Source organism: Endozoicomonas arenosclerae, assembly GCF_001562015.1.
GTDB classification, from domain to species: Bacteria; Pseudomonadota; Gammaproteobacteria; order Pseudomonadales; family Endozoicomonadaceae; genus Endozoicomonas_A; species Endozoicomonas_A arenosclerae.
In genome coordinates, this window is sequence record NZ_LASA01000148.1 from 1 (window position 1) to 19,250 (window position 19,250).

General features: G+C 46.4%; 15 protein-coding genes. 9 read left to right on the plus strand and 6 right to left on the minus strand.

Annotation, left to right across the window (positions count from 1 at the left end):
• From WG89_RS22265 to WG89_RS22275, 3 genes are all read left to right on the plus strand, one after another.
• Positions 1–1,471 (plus strand): nitrite/sulfite reductase (locus WG89_RS22265; RefSeq protein WP_062269911.1); only part of this gene is annotated, 1,471 nt, incomplete at its 5' end.
• On the plus strand, positions 1,455–1,940 hold the full coding sequence (locus WG89_RS22270; RefSeq protein ID WP_062269912.1) for a DUF934 domain-containing protein: 486 nt from the start codon (positions 1,455–1,457) through the stop codon (positions 1,938–1,940). The genes WG89_RS22265 and WG89_RS22270, both read left to right, overlap by 17 nt.
• Positions 1,941–2,143: 203 nt before the next feature.
• Positions 2,144–3,313 carry a cation:proton antiporter gene (locus WG89_RS22275; protein ID WP_062269913.1) on the plus strand — a complete coding sequence of 390 codons (1,170 nt, stop codon included), beginning with the start codon at positions 2,144–2,146 and terminating at the stop codon, positions 3,311–3,313.
• 215 nt (positions 3,314–3,528) lie between these two features.
• On the opposite strand, the gene sohB is transcribed toward WG89_RS22275, so the two are convergent.
• The 5 genes from sohB to WG89_RS22300 all read right to left on the minus strand — a co-directional run bounded on the left by sohB (position 3,529) and on the right by WG89_RS22300 (position 7,638).
• Entirely contained in the window at positions 3,529–4,566 is a 1,038-nt protein-coding gene (sohB, locus tag WG89_RS22280; protein WP_062269914.1) for a protease SohB, read from the minus strand.
• Positions 4,567–4,799: 233 nt separating this feature from the next.
• Positions 4,800–5,579 carry an NAD(+) diphosphatase gene (nudC, locus tag WG89_RS22285; RefSeq protein WP_062269915.1) on the minus strand — a complete coding sequence of 260 codons (780 nt, stop codon included), beginning with the start codon at positions 5,577–5,579 and terminating at the stop codon, positions 4,800–4,802.
• A gap of 186 nt (positions 5,580–5,765) precedes the next feature.
• Positions 5,766–6,452 (minus strand): DNA polymerase III subunit epsilon, encoded by a 687-nt coding sequence (dnaQ, locus tag WG89_RS22290; RefSeq protein WP_062269916.1) that lies wholly within the window; start codon positions 6,450–6,452, stop codon positions 5,766–5,768.
• Complete coding sequence (rnhA, locus tag WG89_RS22295) at positions 6,449–6,901, minus strand: ribonuclease HI (RefSeq protein ID WP_062269917.1); 453 nt, start codon at positions 6,899–6,901, stop codon at positions 6,449–6,451. The genes dnaQ and rnhA overlap by 4 nt, the downstream gene beginning before the upstream one ends.
• On the minus strand, positions 6,898–7,638 hold the full coding sequence (locus tag WG89_RS22300; protein WP_172806892.1) for a class I SAM-dependent methyltransferase: 741 nt from the start codon (positions 7,636–7,638) through the stop codon (positions 6,898–6,900). The genes rnhA and WG89_RS22300 overlap by 4 nt, the downstream gene beginning before the upstream one ends.
• A 269-nt stretch (positions 7,639–7,907) precedes the next feature.
• Between WG89_RS22300 and gloB the strand changes: the two genes are divergently transcribed.
• The 6 genes from gloB (at position 7,908) to WG89_RS22330 (ending at position 17,741) form a co-directional block, all read left to right on the plus strand.
• Positions 7,908–8,690: a hydroxyacylglutathione hydrolase gene (gene gloB, locus WG89_RS22305; protein WP_062269919.1), complete on the plus strand. Its 783-nt coding sequence runs from the start codon at positions 7,908–7,910 to the stop codon at positions 8,688–8,690.
• A gap of 42 nt (positions 8,691–8,732) precedes the next feature.
• On the plus strand, positions 8,733–10,349 hold the full coding sequence (locus tag WG89_RS22310) for a lytic transglycosylase (protein ID WP_062269920.1): 1,617 nt from the start codon (positions 8,733–8,735) through the stop codon (positions 10,347–10,349).
• 109 nt (positions 10,350–10,458) lie between these two features.
• Complete coding sequence (locus tag WG89_RS22315) at positions 10,459–12,300, plus strand: extracellular solute-binding protein (RefSeq protein ID WP_153301757.1); 1,842 nt, start codon at positions 10,459–10,461, stop codon at positions 12,298–12,300.
• Between the two features lie 14 nt (positions 12,301–12,314).
• Positions 12,315–14,120, plus strand: coding sequence for an extracellular solute-binding protein (locus WG89_RS22320; protein WP_172806893.1), 1,806 nt, complete (start codon positions 12,315–12,317; stop codon positions 14,118–14,120).
• A complete protein-coding gene (locus WG89_RS22325; protein WP_079253991.1) occupies positions 14,117–15,898 on the plus strand; it encodes an extracellular solute-binding protein in 1,782 nt (593 codons plus the stop codon). The genes WG89_RS22320 and WG89_RS22325 overlap by 4 nt, the downstream gene beginning before the upstream one ends.
• Positions 15,885–17,741, plus strand: coding sequence for an extracellular solute-binding protein (locus tag WG89_RS22330; protein WP_062269923.1), 1,857 nt, complete (start codon positions 15,885–15,887; stop codon positions 17,739–17,741). Before WG89_RS22325 ends, WG89_RS22330 begins: the two co-directional genes overlap by 14 nt.
• 46 nt (positions 17,742–17,787) lie before the next feature.
• On the opposite strand, the gene WG89_RS22335 is transcribed toward WG89_RS22330, so the two are convergent.
• A complete protein-coding gene (locus WG89_RS22335; RefSeq protein ID WP_062269924.1) occupies positions 17,788–19,095 on the minus strand; it encodes an OprD family outer membrane porin in 1,308 nt (435 codons plus the stop codon).
• Between the last annotated feature and the right edge of the window lie 155 nt (positions 19,096–19,250).

A 19,250-nucleotide genomic window follows, 5' to 3' on the forward strand; every position in this document is an offset into this window, starting at 1 on the left:
GCTGAATACCCGTCAGGTGAGAAGAATTTCGGAAATCTCTCGCAAGTATGACAAAGGGTATGTTCACTTTACGACCCGCCAGAATGTTCAGCTTAACTGGCCTCTGCTGGAACAGGTGCCCGATATTCTTGCTGATCTGGCAGAAGTCGAAATGCACGCGGTTCAAACCAGTGGTGCCTGTATTCGAAATACCACTACTGACCAGTTTGCGGGTGTAGCACGTGACGAGATTGTAGACCCAAGACCCTGGTGTGAAATTATTCGCCAGTGGTCAACCTTCCACCCTGAATTTGCTTTCTTACCCCGTAAATTCAAGATTGCCGTGTGTGGCTCTGAAGAAGACCGTGCTGCCTCCATGGTTCATGACATTGGCGTGCATGCTTTCCGTAATGACAGCGGTGAAGTCCGGTTTAAGATTTTGGCTGGTGGCGGTCTGGGCCGAACACCTATGGTGGCCAGTGTTATCAGGGAGTCCATTGAGCCTGAACATCTGCTAACGTATCTGGACGCCATTCTACGGGTCTATAACCGCTACGGCCGACGCGATAACAAATACAAAGCACGGATCAAAATCCTTGTAAAAGCCATGACACCAAAAGTGTTCAGTGAAAAGGTGGAAGCAGAGTGGGAAACCATCAAAGACAGTGCTTCCATACTGCCAGAAACTGAAATCCAACGTGTCAGTAAGCACTTTATCGAGCCTGAATATAAAAACCTGAATGATCAGGATTTCAATGACCTGGCTCTGAAAGCCCCTGCAGGTTTTCAATCCTGGCTTAAGCAGAATGTTTTCCCACATAAAAAGCCAGGTTATTGTGCAGTTACTCTGACACTTAAAGCTACAGGCGATGCTCCTGGCGATGTTTCAGCAGAACAGCTGGACACTATTGCTGACCTGGCTGATCAGTACAGTTTGGGTGAACTTAGAGTCAGTCACGAACAGAATCTAATCTTCGCTGATGTTGAGCAGAGTGTTCTGATTGAGCTCTGGGATAAACTCAATGCAATTGGTCTGGCAACCGCTAACCGTGGCCTGTTAACCGATATGATCTGCTGCCCGGGAGGTGACTTCTGTGCATTGGCTAATGCCCGCTCGATTCCCCTGGCTGAAGAAATACAGCGGAAGTTTGAAGATATCGACTACCTGCATGACGTGGGCGAGCTGGATCTGAACATTTCTGGCTGCATGAATGCCTGTGCCCACCACCACGTTGGACACATTGGTATTCTGGGTGTCGACCGTAAAGGTATTGAGTACTATCAGATTCAGGTGGGGGGCTCTGCTGCCAAAGCAGCTTCTCTGGGCAAGATTATTGGGCCTTCTTTCAAACGAGAAGAAGTCCCCAGTGTTCTTGAGAAAATTTTGAGCGTTTATATCGAGCAGCGTCATGAAGATGAACTATTTATTGATACCTGCCAGCGCATCGGCATAACCCCTTTCAAGGAGCGAGTGTATGGCCAGGCTGCTTAAGAATAACGAAGTCTTTCAGGAAGAGTACCAGCTATTGGGCGCTGAAAACTCTGAGAATGAAAGTGGTACTTTGTTGATTCAGGCTAAGCATCTGAACCAACATCAGACATTATTGCAGCAGAATCAGCCTATAGGTCTGTTTCTAGACAGTGACGATGAACTGGAAGATTACGAAGACCAATTGGAGAAGTTTGAGCTGATAGCCATTAACTTCCCTAAGTTTATGGATGGCAGAGGCTACTCGTTGAGCAGGCTTCTAAGGGATCGTTATCAGTTTAAAGGCGATATCCGTGCCGTCGGTGATGTTCTGGTTGACCAGATTTTCATGATGAAGCGTTGTGGTTTCTCCAGCTACTACCTGAGAGACGACCAGAAAGCAGAAGACGCCATAAAGGCACTGGATACTTTTACTCTGCGCTATCAGGGCAGCAGTGATGATCCGGAACCATTGTACAGAAAAAGAGCTTAAACACATTCATTCAGGGCTGTATTAAGCAGCCCTCCCCCCTCTTCTCATACTCAATCCTGAATAAATCCCATAAGAATAGAGCCCAGTGACACTTCGGGTTACCCGCATTCAATAGCTTGGGTATATACTTGGTCTTTTAGCTTCATCCAAAATGTGGGCTGGAAGAGCCCTATTTATAAACAATTATCTATTTGGCGCGTCTAATGGAAAGTGGTTCCCTGCTATTCTCTTTCTTTCTTATTTTCAGTGGTGCTGCGGTGCTCGCCACAGCCGCCCTGTTTACCCGTCAACCACTTCTGGTCGCTTATATTGTATTGGGTGCTTTCCTGGGCCCCTACGGTATGGAAATGGTTACGGACACAGGGCTTCTCAATGATATTGCCCATGTCGGTATTATCTTCCTGCTGTTTCTGCTGGGGCTCGATATGCAGCCCAGTCATCTTGGGCACTTACTTAAGAAAACAGCCACAGTAGGCATGATCAGTTCAGTCATATTTGCCCTCACCGGTTATGGGCTAGGTCTGGCGTTTGGTTTTAGCCAGAAAGAAGCCGTTATTACCGGCGCAACCATGATGTTTTCCAGTACCATTATTGGCATCAAGCTGTTGCCAACAACAGTACTGCATCACAAGCATACGGGTGAAATCCTGGTCAGCTTGCTGCTGTTGCAGGATTTACTGGCCATACTGGTTCTACTGTTGCTGTATAACTTTGATGGCGGTTTTGCCAACAGTAAAGCAGATGTACTCATGGCACTGGCCGCACTTCCCATGATTATTGCAGCGGCCTTCCTGGCGGTAAGGTATGCCCTCCTACCTTTAATGGCCCGATTTGATCGCTTCCATGAATATATGTTCCTGCTGGCCATTGGCTGGTGCCTTGGTTTTGCAGAGCTGGCTCATGCCCTCAACCTTTCTTACGAGATCGGGGCATTTATTGCCGGTGTCAGTATTGCAACCAGTCCAATATCACAATACATAGCCATTAACCTCAAACCGTTGAGGGACTTCTTTCTGGTTCTGTTTTTCTTCTCAATCGGGGCCAGCTTCAATCTCAGTCTGCTTGATGATGTCTGGTTCCCAGCTCTCATCATGACGGTGGTCTGTCTGCTGCTCAAACCCACAACATTCGGCGTTCTGCTTAGAGCTAATGAAAAGAAATCAACGGCTTGGGAGGTGGGTTTCAGACTGGGACAAACCAGTGAATTCTCAATTCTGATTGCAGTATTGGCAGCGGGACAGATGTTGATGGGCGAAATTGCGGCTCATGTGGTACAAGCAACCGCCATTATGACCCTGATCATCTCTTCCTATGTAGTCGTGTTTAATTACGAGTCGCCCATAGCGGTTTCTGAGAAACTCAGAAGAGATTAAGAAGAAGTTTTGATTTCATATAAAAATCCCCCGAATCAAAGAGATCCGGGGGATTTTTTACTTTCTACAGACTTGTCCGAACTTGAAACCCTCTCAAAACCCGTTCGGGCTGAGCCTGTCGAAGCCTAATAACACAACCCTTCGACAAGCTCAGGGTGAACGGTATTTATATGAATATACGAGACAAATTCATACCGTTGTCCGCGAATAACCTCTTATGAGAAATAACGGGTTTGAGTAGCTCTTTCCCAGATTTTTCCAAAGGTATTATCCAGAGTGGTTTCAGCTGCCAGCCCCAGCTTGCTGGCAAGGCCTTTTTTAACCTCATAGCTGACCTGGACAATGTCAACTTCATCCACCTTGCTGTAGATGTATTCATCACTGGTCATGACTTTATCAATCAGGTTTTTATCAATGGCCTGACGTCCATACCAGATTTCTCCGGTAGCCACGTCTTCAACATTCACCTGGTCACGCTCTTCCTTGATAAAGTCTTTAAACAGTTGATGTGTGTCCTGAATGTCCTGCTTGAACTTGTCACGGCCTTTATCCGTGTTTTCACCCAGAACCGTCAATGTTCTTTTGAACTCACCAGCCGTGTGAAGCTCAATATCCACATCATGCTTTTTGAGAAGCTTGTTGATGTTAGGCAGTTGAGCCATAACACCAATGGAACCGATGATGGCAAAGGGGGCTGCAACAATCTGGTTAGCGGTACAGGCCATCATATAGCCACCACTGGCAGCCACCTTGTCGACAGCAATGGTGAATTTGACACCGCGATCTCTGATCCGTTGCAACTGGGAAGCGGCCAGACCATAGGCATGAACCATGCCCCCTGCACTCTCAAGTTTGAGAAGAACCTCGTCCTTTTCTGTAATCACAGAAAGTACAGCGGTTATTTCTTCCCTGAGGGATTTGACCGCCGAAGCTTTCATATCACCATCAAACTCAAGTACATAGAGTCGTGATTTGGACTCTTGCTTTTTGTCTTTGTCCTTCTTTTTCTCTTTCTCAGCTTTTTTCTTATCTTTAGCCAGCTGTTTCAAACCTTCTTTGTCCAGAATGGCATGCTGAAGATCATCTTTCAGGTGCTGATAATGTTCATTGAGTTTCTTGATTTCAAGATGCCCTTTACTGATCTTTTTCGATTTTTGCCCCATTGCTGCTGCAGCAACAATGACGATCAGCAGTGCCACGACAAAAGTGACCACTTTGGCAAGGAATAAACCGTATTCCGCCAGATACTCCAAGAGAGCCTCCCAACATTCATTACTATGTGACTGACTAAGAATACCTGAAAAAACCAATAACTTTTATTGTGTCACCGTTTTTTGCCATGCTCTTTTTCTGTTTTTAACTTCTACATGGAGGTATGAAAGCCACTGATGCGGACTGATTACAATCAGTCCTTCATTATTCAATACTCTAGAGTTTGCACAGTGTGTATTTTGATTAAACCAACTAGATATATGATTGTATAATATTAATAATCTATTAAATGTCTGGAAATAGTAAACTTAGGGGGCAAGTCAGGGAGTTCCTTACGATTAAACCATTCAGCACTGGCTATTTCTTCCTCCTCTAACAGAATTTCTCCTGATGAATATTCAGCTCGAAAACCTAGCATGAGTGCATGGGGAAATGGCCAGCTTTGACTGAAACAGTATTCAACCCCTTTAACTTCAAGACCCACCTCTTCCCTGATCTCTCTTACCACAGCTTCTTCAGCTGTTTCTCCCGGCTCTATAAACCCAGCCACAACAGTATGCATGGTGGTTTTTCTAAGGTGTCTCTTGTGTTGCACCAACAATATTTCATCACCTCTATGAATCAATACAATGATGCAGGGTGATATTCTTGGGTAATAAGGCATTTCGCAGTTTGAACATGTCATAGCCCACTCCCCTGCTCCGGGCTTACATGCACTACCACACCGACCGCAGAACTTATGGTCTTTTCTTGATCTAAGAATCTGGGACGCATGGCTATACAATCCAACCAGTGACTCTGACTGACTTGCCATAAATTGTCTGGGATCTATAACCGAAGCTCCTGCAGGAGGCTCCTGAAGCTGTATCACTGCAACACTTTGTTTCCCTATATGACCTGTTTGAACAGCTTCAACACTCTGCATCCAGGACTGTTTTTCCCATAAACAGTGTCCGTCAGGGTTTAATGCAATATCACGTCCAGAAAGGACAAAGAAACAGTCAGACAGATTTCCCTCGGGATTCCATCCCGCCGCAGGTGTATAAGCACTCATAAAATTCTCTGCTCACGTGAGTCGCACTGAAAAATAAAGGTATGAAAATATAATGTTGCCACTCATGGAAATAGAAAGGCAATCTGCACACTCTGTATCTGGAGCGGATTGAAGGAATCCAGGTAGTGGATATTCAGCAAATCAGTAAGAGAGTCGGAGCACCATCTGTGCTCCGGAAAAAGTCATTTACCAGTCTTCCTGACCAATTTTCTCAAGCTTTTCCTTGTGCAGTTTCAGCTCTTCGTCAGAAGGACTGATGACTCTCAAGGCAGGACGATCAGAGGACAAACGTCTGATTTTGGTTACGTCCTCCCCGTCTCCATCTCCTGCTCCGCCAAGCAGCAATGATGTCTGGCCACCGGTCATGGCCAGATAAACTTCAGCCAGAATCTCGGAGTCAAGCAAAGCCCCGTGGAAGGTTCGGGCTGAATTATCGATAAAATAACGTTTGCACAAAGCATCAAGGTTGTTTTTCTGACCTGGATGCTTTTTCCTGGCAATCGCCAGAGAGTCGGTGATCTTGCTGTAATCTTCGACCTTACCCAGTGCCGGATCCAGCCACTTGAGCTCATGATTCAGGAAGTTCACATCGAAAGGTGCGTTATGAGCAATCAGCTCAGCATCCTTGATGAACTCAATGAAGTCTTTGGCTACCGCTGCGAACAGAGGCTTATCTTTTACAAATTCATTGGTTATACCATGGACCTGGATAACCTCATCATCCATATGACGTTCAGGGTTGATGTAGACATGGTAGGTATTCCCTGTCAGCTTACGGTCTATCATTTCGACACAACCGATCTCGACAATCCTATGTCCTTGTGAAGGATCAATACCGGTGGTTTCGGTATCCATTATGATCTGACGGGTCATTGTTTTTTACCCTTTATAATCTCTTCAGCACCACGACAGGCCAACTCGTCGGCCATTTCATTCTCACGATGCCCTGCATGGCCTTTCACCCAACACCATTCGACATTATGACGAGCATTCTGGGTATCCAGACGTACCCACAAATCCTGGTTCTTAACGGGTTTACCCGCGGCAGTTTTCCAACCCTTACGCTTCCAGCCAGTCATCCACTCAGTGATGCCCTTTCTGACATATTGGGAGTCAGTGGTAAGGCGAACCTGACAGGATCGTGTTAACGTCTCGAGTCCAACAATGGCTGCCATCAGCTCCATACGGTTATTAGTGGTTTCATCTTCACCACCGTACAAACCCTTCTCTGCAGTGCCGTAGCGCATCACTACGCCCCAGCCTCCAGGCCCCGGGTTTCCTTTACAGGCACCATCTGTAAACAGCTCTACGAGCTTACTCAACGATTCTCTCCCACACGGCTCGAACCGGTTATTGGTCCGCCAACCAGCGGTTGACCCACAGAAGACCAGCTGGGCTTGATCGGAGTCATGCCAGCCACTTCCCGGGTAGCAACAATGATGTAAAAACTGCCAAAAGGCAGCATCCAGTTATGACAGCGCTGTTCCACCAATTCTGATCCCAGCCCTTTTGTCGGGTGATTCGAAGGAAACAGATACGCGCCGTGAATCACTTTTTCAACGCTAAATCCTAACAATGTCAGCCAGTCCCTCATCCGGTTAGGGCTTATAAACTGCACGCCATTAAACAGTCTGCGATAACTGGGCAATACCATACGGGTCAGACTGCACAAGCTCAGTGGATTAAATCCAACTACCAGCATCTTGCCGCCTGGTATAATGGTATTTCCCGCCTCACTCAGCAGACGATGAGGACGATCAGATACCTCCACAATATGGTGCAAAAGCACCAGATCCAGACTGCCTGGTGATACTGGCCAATGATAGGGATCAAGCAGCAGTGAAGAGGCCGGCTCAGTGTTTAAAGGATGAAACTGGAAATTGCGACTCACTTGTGAGCTTGCCAGCAGGTCTGCTGATGGAGACACTGACAATTCGGCGGCATGATAACCGAAGATAAAATTTAACTCATGCTCTATGTGACAGCGCTCAGCCCTGAGTACATACTCTCCAGCACCAGAGGTCATCCAGTTTTGCAGAGCCTGCAGTCTGCAAGGCATCGCAGGCCTGGTCGATTTTTTGAACCTTTGCATCAGGCTTTTTCCATGAATGCTGTTGTCATTTCAGCAAAAATCTCGAGCCAGAATGTTGTCCTGGTCAACTACACATCTTATCTGGCACAACAGGATTCGACCAGCACCAGAGTGTTCTTCAGATAACAATCGTAAAGAAAATAGTACCGACTTTACACGTAAAGTCTGTAAAAAATGATGTTTCTAACAGTTCTTGACGTTAGAATGTCAGTGACCATTATCAGATTTATAGACCCATGATCCAGATTCAGGCTATCCCGGCTTTTCAAGATAACTACATCTGGTTGCTCTCCGAAGACAGCAGCCAGCATTGTCTTGTGGTTGATCCAGGAGACGCGGTAGTCGTTAAAGAAGCCCTGCAAAAACAGGGTCTGGAATTGTCAGGCATTCTCATTACTCACCATCACTGGGATCACACCAACGGTATAGAAGCCTTGACAAAAGACCGTAACATTCCCGTCTATGGTCCTGATAATCCAGATATTTTGGGTGTAACACACATACTTAAAGAATCTGATGCACTCAACATTCTTAACACTCAATTCGAGATTATAACTACTCCGGGACATACACTCGATCATATTGCCTTCTTTGCCAGGCCCAAACAGTCAGACCCCATACTTTTTTGTGGTGACACCCTTTTCTCTGCAGGCTGTGGCCGATTGTTTGAAGGCTCTGCAGAGCAGATGCAAAACTCGTTTTATAAGTTGCGCGCTCTGCCCGAAAACACCCGGATATACTGTACACACGAATACACACTGGCCAACTTGGCTTTTGCCCAGGTGGTTGAGCCAGAGAACCACTCTATCGAAGACTACCGAAACAGAGTGAACCAGCTTCGCGAGCAGAACAGGCCCAGCCTGCCTTCATCACTCAAGCTGGAAATGACCATCAATCCATTTTTGCGTACTGACCAGAACAGTGTCATTACTGCAGTTAAGGAGCACGCCCCGGAAACTGTCTTGTCTAACGATGCAGACGTGTTTGGTGCATTACGTCAGTGGAAGGATCACTTCTAATGACGATAAAAACTGTGTTCCTTCTAGATAAACAATGCTTTTATGTCTGAACCTTTGATCACAGAACAAACGCCTGCACGTATTCCCGCTGTCGAGGTGAAATCCCTGGTCCGCGTTGTCGGTGCTGCCACCCTGATGCTTACATTGGCTGGCTGCCAGTCACTGCCGACTGAAGAAGTGGGAACCACTCCGCCTTCCAAGGCCGAGCAGAAAGTTGCCAAGGGCAAAACCGCTAAAAAGCCGACCAAAAAACGGGTAGCTGAAAAGCCGGCTACCGACCTCTGGGAAAGAACCCGTCGAGGTCTTGCCATGGATCTGACCAGCAATCATCCCAGAGTGCTGGCTGAGCTTCGCTGGTACAAGAAGAACCAGGGCTACTTTAATCGTGTTTCTGATCGTGCCAGCCCTTATTTCTACTTTATTTTGATGGAAGCCGAAAAGCGTGGTGTTCCTCTTGAACTGGCATTGATGCCCATTGTAGAAAGCGCTTTCGATCCATTCGCTTATTCCCATGCAGGAGCATCCGGTCTCTGGCAATTCATGCCTGCGACCGGAGAACACTACGGCCTTAAGCAAAACTGGTGGTATGACGGTCGAAGAGATGTAGTAGCCGCTACCCGGGCTGCACTGGACTATATGGTCAGCCTTCACAAAATGTTCGGAGACTGGGAACTCGCACTGGCAGCCTTTAACTCAGGTCCGGGCCGGGTACTCAATGCCGTTAACAAGAATAAAAAGCTGGGTAAATCCACACGCTTCTGGCATCTTGACCTACCCAGAGAAACCACAGCTTATGTACCCAAGCTGATTGCATTGGGCAAGATTGTTCAGAATCCGTCCAAGTACGGCATCAAACTTAAGCCCATCCCCAATAAACCTCATTTTGCCAAGGTAAAGACCGGTGGCCAGCTCGATATGGCTAAAGCAGCCAAACTGTCCGGCGTACCTCTGAATGAACTTTATCGCCTGAACCCGGGTGTGAATCGATGGTCTACACCGCCATCAGGTCCGCATTATCTGCTGGTACCCATTGCTAAGGCCGAGTCCTTCCGAACAGAAGTGGCCCGTTTGCCTGCAGAAAAACGGATGCAGTGGCGCCGTTACACCGTCAAATCCGGTGACAGTCTGATCAAGGTTGCCAATACGTTCCGGACTGAGCCCAAGCTCATCAAGGAAGTGAATAAGATGAGTGGCAATATGATTCGTATAGGACAGAGTCTATTGATTCCTGTTCCAGCCAAAGATCGCGAAGAGTATTCCCTGACCGCAGGACAACGTCGTATTACCAAGCAGAACACCCAGCGTTCCGGTCGTCACCGCCTTAACTACCAGGTTCAATCAGGCGATAGTTTCTGGAGTATTGCCAAGCAGTACAATACCGGAGTCAAAGAGCTGGCCCGTTGGAACAACCTCTCACCCAGAGATACCTTGCATATAGGCCAGAAACTCGTAGTCTGGACCAAGACCAATGCGTCCCAGGACAGCGTGGTTCGAAAGGTAAACTATAAGGTGCGCAATGGAGATTCTCTGTCCCGCATTGCTGACAAATTTAATGTCGCTGTTGCCCAGATTCGTAACTGGAATACCTTTGACAGCAAATACCTTCAGCCTGGCCAACTGTTAACTCTCTACGTCGACGTAACCCGCGCTTACGATTAGAGTCCTCTATCGCCAGATCCGATAATCCGGATCTGGCCTCTTCTGGTAAACCACTTCCCTGCCCTGTCGATGCTATAGTGTATCGGTTTACTTTTGGCGGGAAGCATCTTTGAAACGGTTGATTCTCACAATTCTCTGGGCATGGATCCCGATAATTTCCTATGGATCAGGGGAAAACTGGCAACATTATTTATCCGTCATGGATGCGCCATTGTACGGAAAAAGCTTCCAGCACTTCCAATACGTTAACAAAGATGCACCTAAAGGGGGTCACCTGCGTCTTGCAGCCCTGGGAACATTCAACACGTTAAATCCATACAGTGCCAAGGGGATTCCCCCCACTCAGGCCAATAATACTTTCCGGTACGGTTTTACTGAATTGAATGAGCCATTGATGGTGGGTACCGGGGCGTATGCTCCGTCCATGGATCATAAGAACACAGTTTATGGTCTCATTGCAGAATCTGTTGCCTACGACCCAGAACGGAGCAAACTCTCTTTCAAGTTAAGAAAAAACGCCCGATTTCATGATCAACATCCCATAACTACTGAAGATGTGGCATTTTCGTATAGAACACTGCTTGAGCGTGGTCACCCTAACTTCAAGCTAACGCTTCAACAAGTTTCGGACGTAGAGATTGAGAGCCCCTATATTATTCATTTCTATCTCAAACCGTCATCCTCAAAAGCGTTACCCATCAAACTCAGTGAGCTGCCGGTGTTACCCAAACACTACTGGCAAGATCGTGATTTCACCAAAACGACATTAACCCCACCACTGTTAAGTGGGCCCTATAAGATTACCCAGGTTAAACCAGGCTCTGTGATCGTCTATGAGCGGGTTAAGGATTACTGGGCTGCCGATCTTCCCGTCAACCGGGGTTTGTATAATTTCGACAGGATTACGCTTAACTTCTATCGAGATCGTCACGTTAGCTTTCAGGCTTTCAAGAACGGTGAAATAGATATTCACTATGAAGGTGAGGCAAAGAACTGGGAGACTGGCTATAACTTTCCAGCCATTCAGCAAGGTAAAATCTCCAAGATCAATATTCCGGATAAAATGCACTACGGCAGACGCTTCTATGTTTTTAATTTGAGGTCGCCATTATTCAAGGATCGAAGGGTCCGACAGGCTGTCAGTATGCTGTTCGATTGGGAGTGGTCTTCAAAGGTGCTGTTTCATAATGCTTATACCCGAGCGGTCAGTTTCTTCCCTGCTCACAACAGTCAGTCAACCAAAGTGCCTGTTAGCGATGAACTGGCTTTACTGACACCTTTCCATAGCATGCTTCCCGCTGATCTTTATTCAAAACCTTTCCAGCACTCAAAAACAAAAGGTGATGGCAATATTACCACGCAAAGAAGACAGGCTTTAAAGCTGTTGAAAGAAGCCGGTTGGCATTATGAACAAGGTAAACTGCTTAACGATCAAAACGAACCATTCCAGTTTACATTTCTGCACTATTCAAAGCTGGCTGACCGTTTCATACTCCCCTTTGCAAACAATCTTGCCAGCGTCGGGATCAAAATGGATTTCAGAGCCATCGATCTTAGCCAGTATCAACGCCGAATAAGACAAAGAGATTTTGATATGGCGCCCGCTGTCTTTGCAGTCCCTTTCTTACCTGGTGAACAACTTAAAGGATTGTTTCACTCCGAGTCTGCTGAACTTGATGGCAGTCATAATATAGTTGGCATTAGTAATCCAGCGGTGGATGCGCTGATTGAAATGGCTTTATCCGCTTCAACAGATAATCAACTCAACACAGCCATGTCAGCTCTAGACCGTGTTCTGCTCTGGGAGCATTACACTATTCCTAACTGGCAAGGCCGTTTTATCCGGATTGCGTACTGGAAACATATCCAGCCACCTGAAACCTTTCCACCCTTTGGCATACGTTTGACTTCATGGTGGATGAATCCGGCGTCTACAAAAGACAGTCAATAAGGAAAATAATGATTATGAAAAAATGGGCATGCTGTTTTCTGAATATGAAGATTGCCTTATTTTCGATTTCTTTGCAGGCTAATAGCCAGAATGTTTACGAAACCAGTCATGTTTTGAGCTTGCACGGTCAACCAAAATATTCATCAGACTTTAAACACTTCTCTTACGTTAATCCTGACGCCCCCCGACAGGGAAAAGTCAGACTGGCAGTGCTGGGCACTTATGACACCTTTGACCTGTTTACTTCTAAAGGCGTTCCTGCTGCTGTGGGCCCTTATATTTATGACAGTCTGATGATCGCCAGTAGAGATGAACCAGGCAGCTTGTACCCACTTATTGCCGAGCAAATCGAATTTCCCAGCGATAACCGCTGGGTGCGTTTTGTCATCAACCCTAAGGCAAAATTTTCTGATGGCAGTCGAATCACTGCCAAACTCATTAAAGAAACCTTCCAGAACTATAAAAATGGGGAATTCTCCAGCTTTAAACTCATCATGCAGGATGTAGAAAAAATCGAAGTTGAAGCAGATAACCGGGTTAAATTAACCCTGAATGTTCCGGAAGATAAAAAGCTACCCTTTCGTTTGGCTCAACTACCCATTATTCACCCCAGTTACTGGCATGAAAACCATAAGGATGAGAGTAAAGTTCAGCTTCCAGTCAGCTCCGGACCTTACACCATCAAAAGCTATGAACTGGGCCAGAAAGTCTCTCTGGTTAGAAACGATCAATACTGGGCTGAAAATTTACCTGTGAATGTCGGTCGAAATAACTTCAAACAGGTCAAGCTGGAGTATTTCCGTAATTCAACCATTTCATTAGAAGCCTTTCTTTCAGGCAATTATGACATTCGTGTTGAAAACCTGGCGAAGAACTGGACCTTTGCCTACAAAGGTAGAGATATTGAAAGCGGTAGAATCATCAAGAAAGACTACCCACGAAGAAGTTTTCAGGTACAGTCATTTATATTTAATACCCGTAAGGCTCCTTTCACAGACCAGCGGGTTCGTGAAGCAGTAAGTCAGGGTTACGATCTCGCCTGGACAAACTCAAATCTGCTGTACGGCATATACTCTGCTCCCAAAAGCCTGTTCGCCACCTCAAAGTTTGCCCATAGAGATGCCCCCAGTAATTCCGAGCTGAAACTACTTAATCCCTACAGAGACCGCTTACCAGAAAAACTGTTTAAAGAACCCTGGACAGGTGTACAAACTGATGGCAGTGGCAATATTCGCAGACAGCTCAGTTACGCCAACAAGCTCCTGAAGCAGGCTGGTTGGGAACTCAGAAACGGCAAAATGGTCAATAAAAAGACCGGTGAGCCACTCAAGTTTGAGTTGATGCTCGCTGTTCCTGAGCAGGAACGCATTGCTATACCCTTTAAAACCAACCTGGAATTTCTGGGTATTGAAATGAACATCGTGTCCATAGATGTCTCTCAATACGTTAGAAGAATACGCAATCATGATTACGACATGGTTCTGCGAACCTTCCAGCAGCCCGACCTTCCTGGCAATGAACAGCGTGAATACTGGAGCAGCACAACAGCAGACGATCATGGTACCCAGAATCTCGCAGGCGTTAAAAACCCTGCTGTCGACGATATGATTAACCACATCATAAAAGCCAACTCTCTGGAACAGCTTGAGACCGCAACGCGGGCTCTTGATCGTATTTTGCTCTGGGAGAACTACACGATACCCCAGATTTATCAGCCATACTGGCGTGTGGCCCATAGAAACAATTACAGCTACCCGGATCATGCAGGTCTTTTTGGTCCTATAGACCTCAGCATCTGGTGGGAGAATCAAAAAGAATGAAACGCCTTTTGACAGGACTCCATCTACTGCTGTTGACCACCCTGGTTATTGCAGAGGATAAAATCCCCCTTAAGCATGCTATCAGCCTTTATGGTGAGCCAAAGTACAGTGCCGGTTTCGAGCATTTTGATTATGCCAAACCTGATGCACCTAAAGGGGGTGAGTTCCGTCAAGCAGCAGTCGGTCAATTTGATACCATCACACCTTACGTAGACCGGGGTTCTGCAGCTGCAGGCAGTCATTTGCTCTATGATACTCTTTTACAAAGATCATGGGATGAACCTCTGAGCAAGTACGGACTGATTGCTGAATTGATTGAACTGGATCCTGATAACAAATGGGTGGCCTTTCACGTCAATCCAAAGGCTCGCTTCAACGATGGCCAACCCGTTACCGCCAGCGATGTTAAATTCAGTTTTGACCTGTTACGAGAAAAAGGTTCAACCTTTTACCGCCACTTTTATTCTGAGATCGATAAAGCTGAAGTGACTGCCCCAATGAGGGTTTTATTTACCTTCAAACACAACAAAAACCGGGAGTTGCCACTGATATTGGGCCAGATGCCAATACTGCCTGAACATTATTGGAAAACCCGGGACTTCACTGCTTCAGGATTCGATGTTCCGGTCAGCAGCGGTCCTTATCAAGTAGAAAAAATAAATGCTGGACGCTCCATCAGCTTTATCAGAAATAAAAACTATTGGGGCAAAGATCTTGCCGTTAACAAAGGCCGTCATAACTTTGATCGTATGATTTATGAATATTATGGCAATCAGTCGGTTTTGTTACAGGCTCTGTTCAATGGTGAATATGATTTCAAAATGGTGACCGAGCCGTCGACCTGGAATTCTCTGTTAACCACCAGCCGTCTTGAGAAAAACAGACTCAAGCAGGAAACCATTCAAAATCATAACCCTCAAACCCTGACCCTGACTTACAACACCCGTCACAAATTTCTAAAAGATCCTCAGGTTCGGGAAAGCATAGGTTACGCTTTCAACTTCCAGCAGCTCAATAAAAACCTGTTTTATGGAATGTACCGTCGCGCCAACAGCTTCTTTGCAGGCACAGAGCTGGCAGCCAGAGGATTACCCACAAAAGAAGAACTGAAATGGCTCACGCCATGGAAAACAGAGTTACCTGCCGCCCTGTTTGAGATGCCCTTTTCTGTTCCTGACAGTCAGCTGGGTTCAGGAGACAGGGTTCACAAAGTAAAAGCGCTCAAACTGCTCAAAGAAGCTGGCTGGCAGATTAAAGGCAATCAACAAATCAACAAGCAAGGAGAGCCACTGGTTCTCAGTGCACTGGTATCCAATGCGGAACATGAAAAAGTATTACTGTCTCTCAAAGACGGTCTGAATCATCTGGGAATTACGCTGAACGTTCAGAGAGTCGATGCTCTTCAAATGGTTGCACGAATCCGTGAACTGGACTTTGAACTGGTTCTGCATGTATACCCTCATACCGCCTCTCCAGGCACTGAACAAGCATCGCTCTGGGGTTCAGATACTTTCATGAAGCACGGAACAAAAAACCTTTCCGGGGCTCACTCTCCTGTTGTTGATCAAATCGCTCAGCTCATACCCTCAGCCACCAGCCGACAAGAACTGCTCTCAATGGTTCATGCATTGGATCGGGTTCTGCTCTGGGGTCACTATGCTCTGCCTCTCTGGTACATGCCTTCATGGCCCGTTGTCTACAGAGACACACTAAAACATCCAGAAAATACTTCAATCTATGCTCTGGATTTGAGTACTTGGTGGTATGAAGCAAAATAATGCTTTCGTTTTAGCCGGGTTGTTAATTGCTATAGCATTTAGTGCTTTAAATACTGTTGCTCAGACTCAAGGAAAAAACGTCTCTCATGCAGTGACTATTTTTGGTACAGCCAAATACCCTGCTGAATTCAAGCACTTTGATTATGTGAACCGTGATGCTCCAAAAGGGGGTGAAATACGCAGGGAGGTTCTGGGCACCTTTGACACCCTCAACCCCTTCTCCGGGAAAGGTGTAGCCGGGTTTGGCATCTATCGCTACACCTTTGACAGTCTCATGGAATTGTCACTGGATGAGGCATACACCAGCTATGGACTGCTGGCCTCATCCATAGAAATCGGTCCCGATATTGAATGGGTTGCCTTCAATATGAACCCTGATGCCCGCTTTCATAACAACCAGCCAGTTACTGCTCATGATGTAGCTTTCACATTCAAACTCTTAACCCGGTATGGCGACATTTCTTTTAGAAACTATTACCGGGAAGTAGAGTCGGTTGAAGCCAGATCTTCATCAAGAGTGGTCTTTAAAGCTCGCAAGAGCGGCATAAAGGAACTTCCAGCCATCCTGTCTGAAATGATTGTCCTGCCGAGATCACAATGGCAAGGGCGTGAGCAGGATTTCAATAAATCTACGATGATCCCTCTCACAGGCTCTGGCCCATATAAAGTCAGCAATACCAAAGCGGGTAAACAACTGACACTGACTCGTGATGATCAGTACTGGGCCAAAAATCATCCAGTGAACCGGGGCCGATTTAACTTCAAGAGCATGACATTCGATTACTATCGAGATGAATCTGCTGCACTCCAGGCATTCAATGCCGGTCACTATGATCTACGATATGAATTTGATATTCAGGCTTGGGAGTATGGCTATAACAAGAAGGAAGTCGATTCAGGGACTATTAAGAAGCTTGAAGTCCCTCTTCTGGGATATTTTGATCAGTATTACTTCTTTTTCAATACCAGAAACCCATTCCTACAAGATATACTTGTCAGACAAGCCATCGATAAAGCCTTTGATTTTACTCGGGTGAATTACACTCTTTTGCATAACAGCTTTACTGAGACTCGCAGTCTCTTCAGTGGCCAGCCTTTTGCCAGCCCTGACCTGCCTGGGCATGATGAAATCGCTTTGCTTAAACCCTTTGAGGAAAGCCTTCCTGAACATTTTTTTACCCCGCTGTCTGATTTGAAAAGTAACAGGAATACCCGTCAACGCCTGTCAGAATCGCTTGAACTTCTGAAAGAAGCGGGTTGGACATTATCCAGGGGCGTTTTGAGAAATCAGCAGGGACAGCCCATGAAGTTAAAATTGCTGATGCAGGATGATGAGAGGAAAAAAATTGCTATCACATTCAAAAAAGCACTTTCCCCATTAGGTATTGAGATTGCCATTCAAACCGTAGACAGCAGTCAGTATCTGAGCAGACTTAGAAAACATGATTATGACATGCTGCTTGAAGTGCTCGTTGCACTGGTTTCACCCGGCAATGAACAAAGAACCTATTGGAGCAGTGACTCATCGAATGAGTCAGAAGGATATAATTATTCGGGGGTTAACGACCCTGCCATTGATTACCTGATTGAAAAACTGGTACAGGCAGAAAATGAAGCGTCAATGATTTCAGTTGCCAGAGCCCTGGATAGGCTTCTGGTCACCCGCTTTTACTTCACTAAAGGCTGGTACAAACCTACCTTCAGAATTGTCTACAGAAATCCTCATCTAAGAAGACCTGTGCATGGCGAGCTTTATGGCAGTGATCTTGATGCCTGGTGGTATCAGCCAGAAGACGAGCATGAAAATGCAAGCGCCCATCATAAAAAGCCGCCAGCAGAATAATCTACTGGCGGCCCCACACAATCATTAAGAGCTTATGCTCTTCCCTTTACAGGGTGAATGGCATCATGAACATCAGCTTGATGTCTTTCTCGTCCTGGAAAGCATTCGGGAATGCAGTGGTGTAGCTGCCTACATCGGTTTTCAGGTCAAAGTAGGTAGCATGCAGAGCCACAGTGGCGCCTTTCAGGTTACCTGTCTGGAAGGTGTAACCCAGATCAACACTGTAGCCAATTTCCTCAAGTTCTTCAGTGGTTACGCTGGTATCCTGAGATTCTGCACCCCAGCCATAGCCAACAGAGAAGCCTGCGGTCCAACCGGCATAACCCATTTCAGTAAAGTCATACCAGGCACCGGCGAATACAGCCTTTTCTCCATCATGGTTAAAGTCAGAACGCTGATCCCACCATACTTCATATGAACCGTTAGACTCGCCGGAAGCGTAAGTTGGACGGAATACGAACGCACCTTTCTGACCTTTTGCACGTGTGTACGTAGCTTCTGCACGATATGTCCAGTTGCCCTTAGCCAGACTGGATGTAATGGCGTGCTGGTAGCCCAGTCCGTCATACAAATCGTTAGCTGTGCCATCGTCAGCTTTGTCATCAATTCCGTAGAACTGGTAGCTCAGACCCAGACCTTTGTTGTTGTAACCCAGCTTGAACTTGTACATATCGACATAGTCTTCACCCTGACCAAAGGCACCCAGTACGCTGACACCATTGTCAAAGTCATAACTGGCGCCCATGCTGTGAACGTAGCTCATGCGTGTACCGTCTTCACGCATCATACCTTCCATGTCATAGGTCCACGGGCTCTTGTATTCATTTGCCCAGAAATAAGCCAGATTCAAACCACCTTTACTGTAAGTGATCTCGCTACCGCTGTAAGTGCCTGGTGCAAAGCTCCAGTTAACACCGAGAACACCTGGACCACTTGGCTGCAGGTAACCTGTACGGGCTTTAACAGCACCAAAATCAAACTTGACGTTAGCTTTGTATACACTGAAGCCGTTGTGGATTTCGCCCTTGTCATTGATCAGGGAGAATTCACTGTACTGTGAGGTACCGGAGTTCCAAAGATCATAGGTGCCAAACACACCCATATCGACACCGAACCAGCCGTTATAGAGACCGGAGTTAAACTCCAGGTTTGCCATCGCTGTGGAGTGATGGATGTTCTCTTCGTAATCTCCGCCCGGGGCGTCTTTACGGTCACGAATTCGTGTGAAGTTGTAGATACCGCCGGAAATGGTGGCATCATCAAAGAAAGGGTTACCAGTCTCTTCTGCTTGTGCACCGGTGGAGACAAAAGCAGCGGCCATTACAGCACTGGCCAGCATGGTCTTCTTGAACATTAATGTTTCCCTGTGTGTACTCGGGCGTGTTATGTGATCGGTTGTGTTTTTGCCCTTCAGATGTAACCGGTTACATTCTGAGGACAAAAATTAGGAACTCTCTGGTTCCCTGTCTTGTGTTTGCGTAAATTCTATATAGGAATCGGTATTTTTAA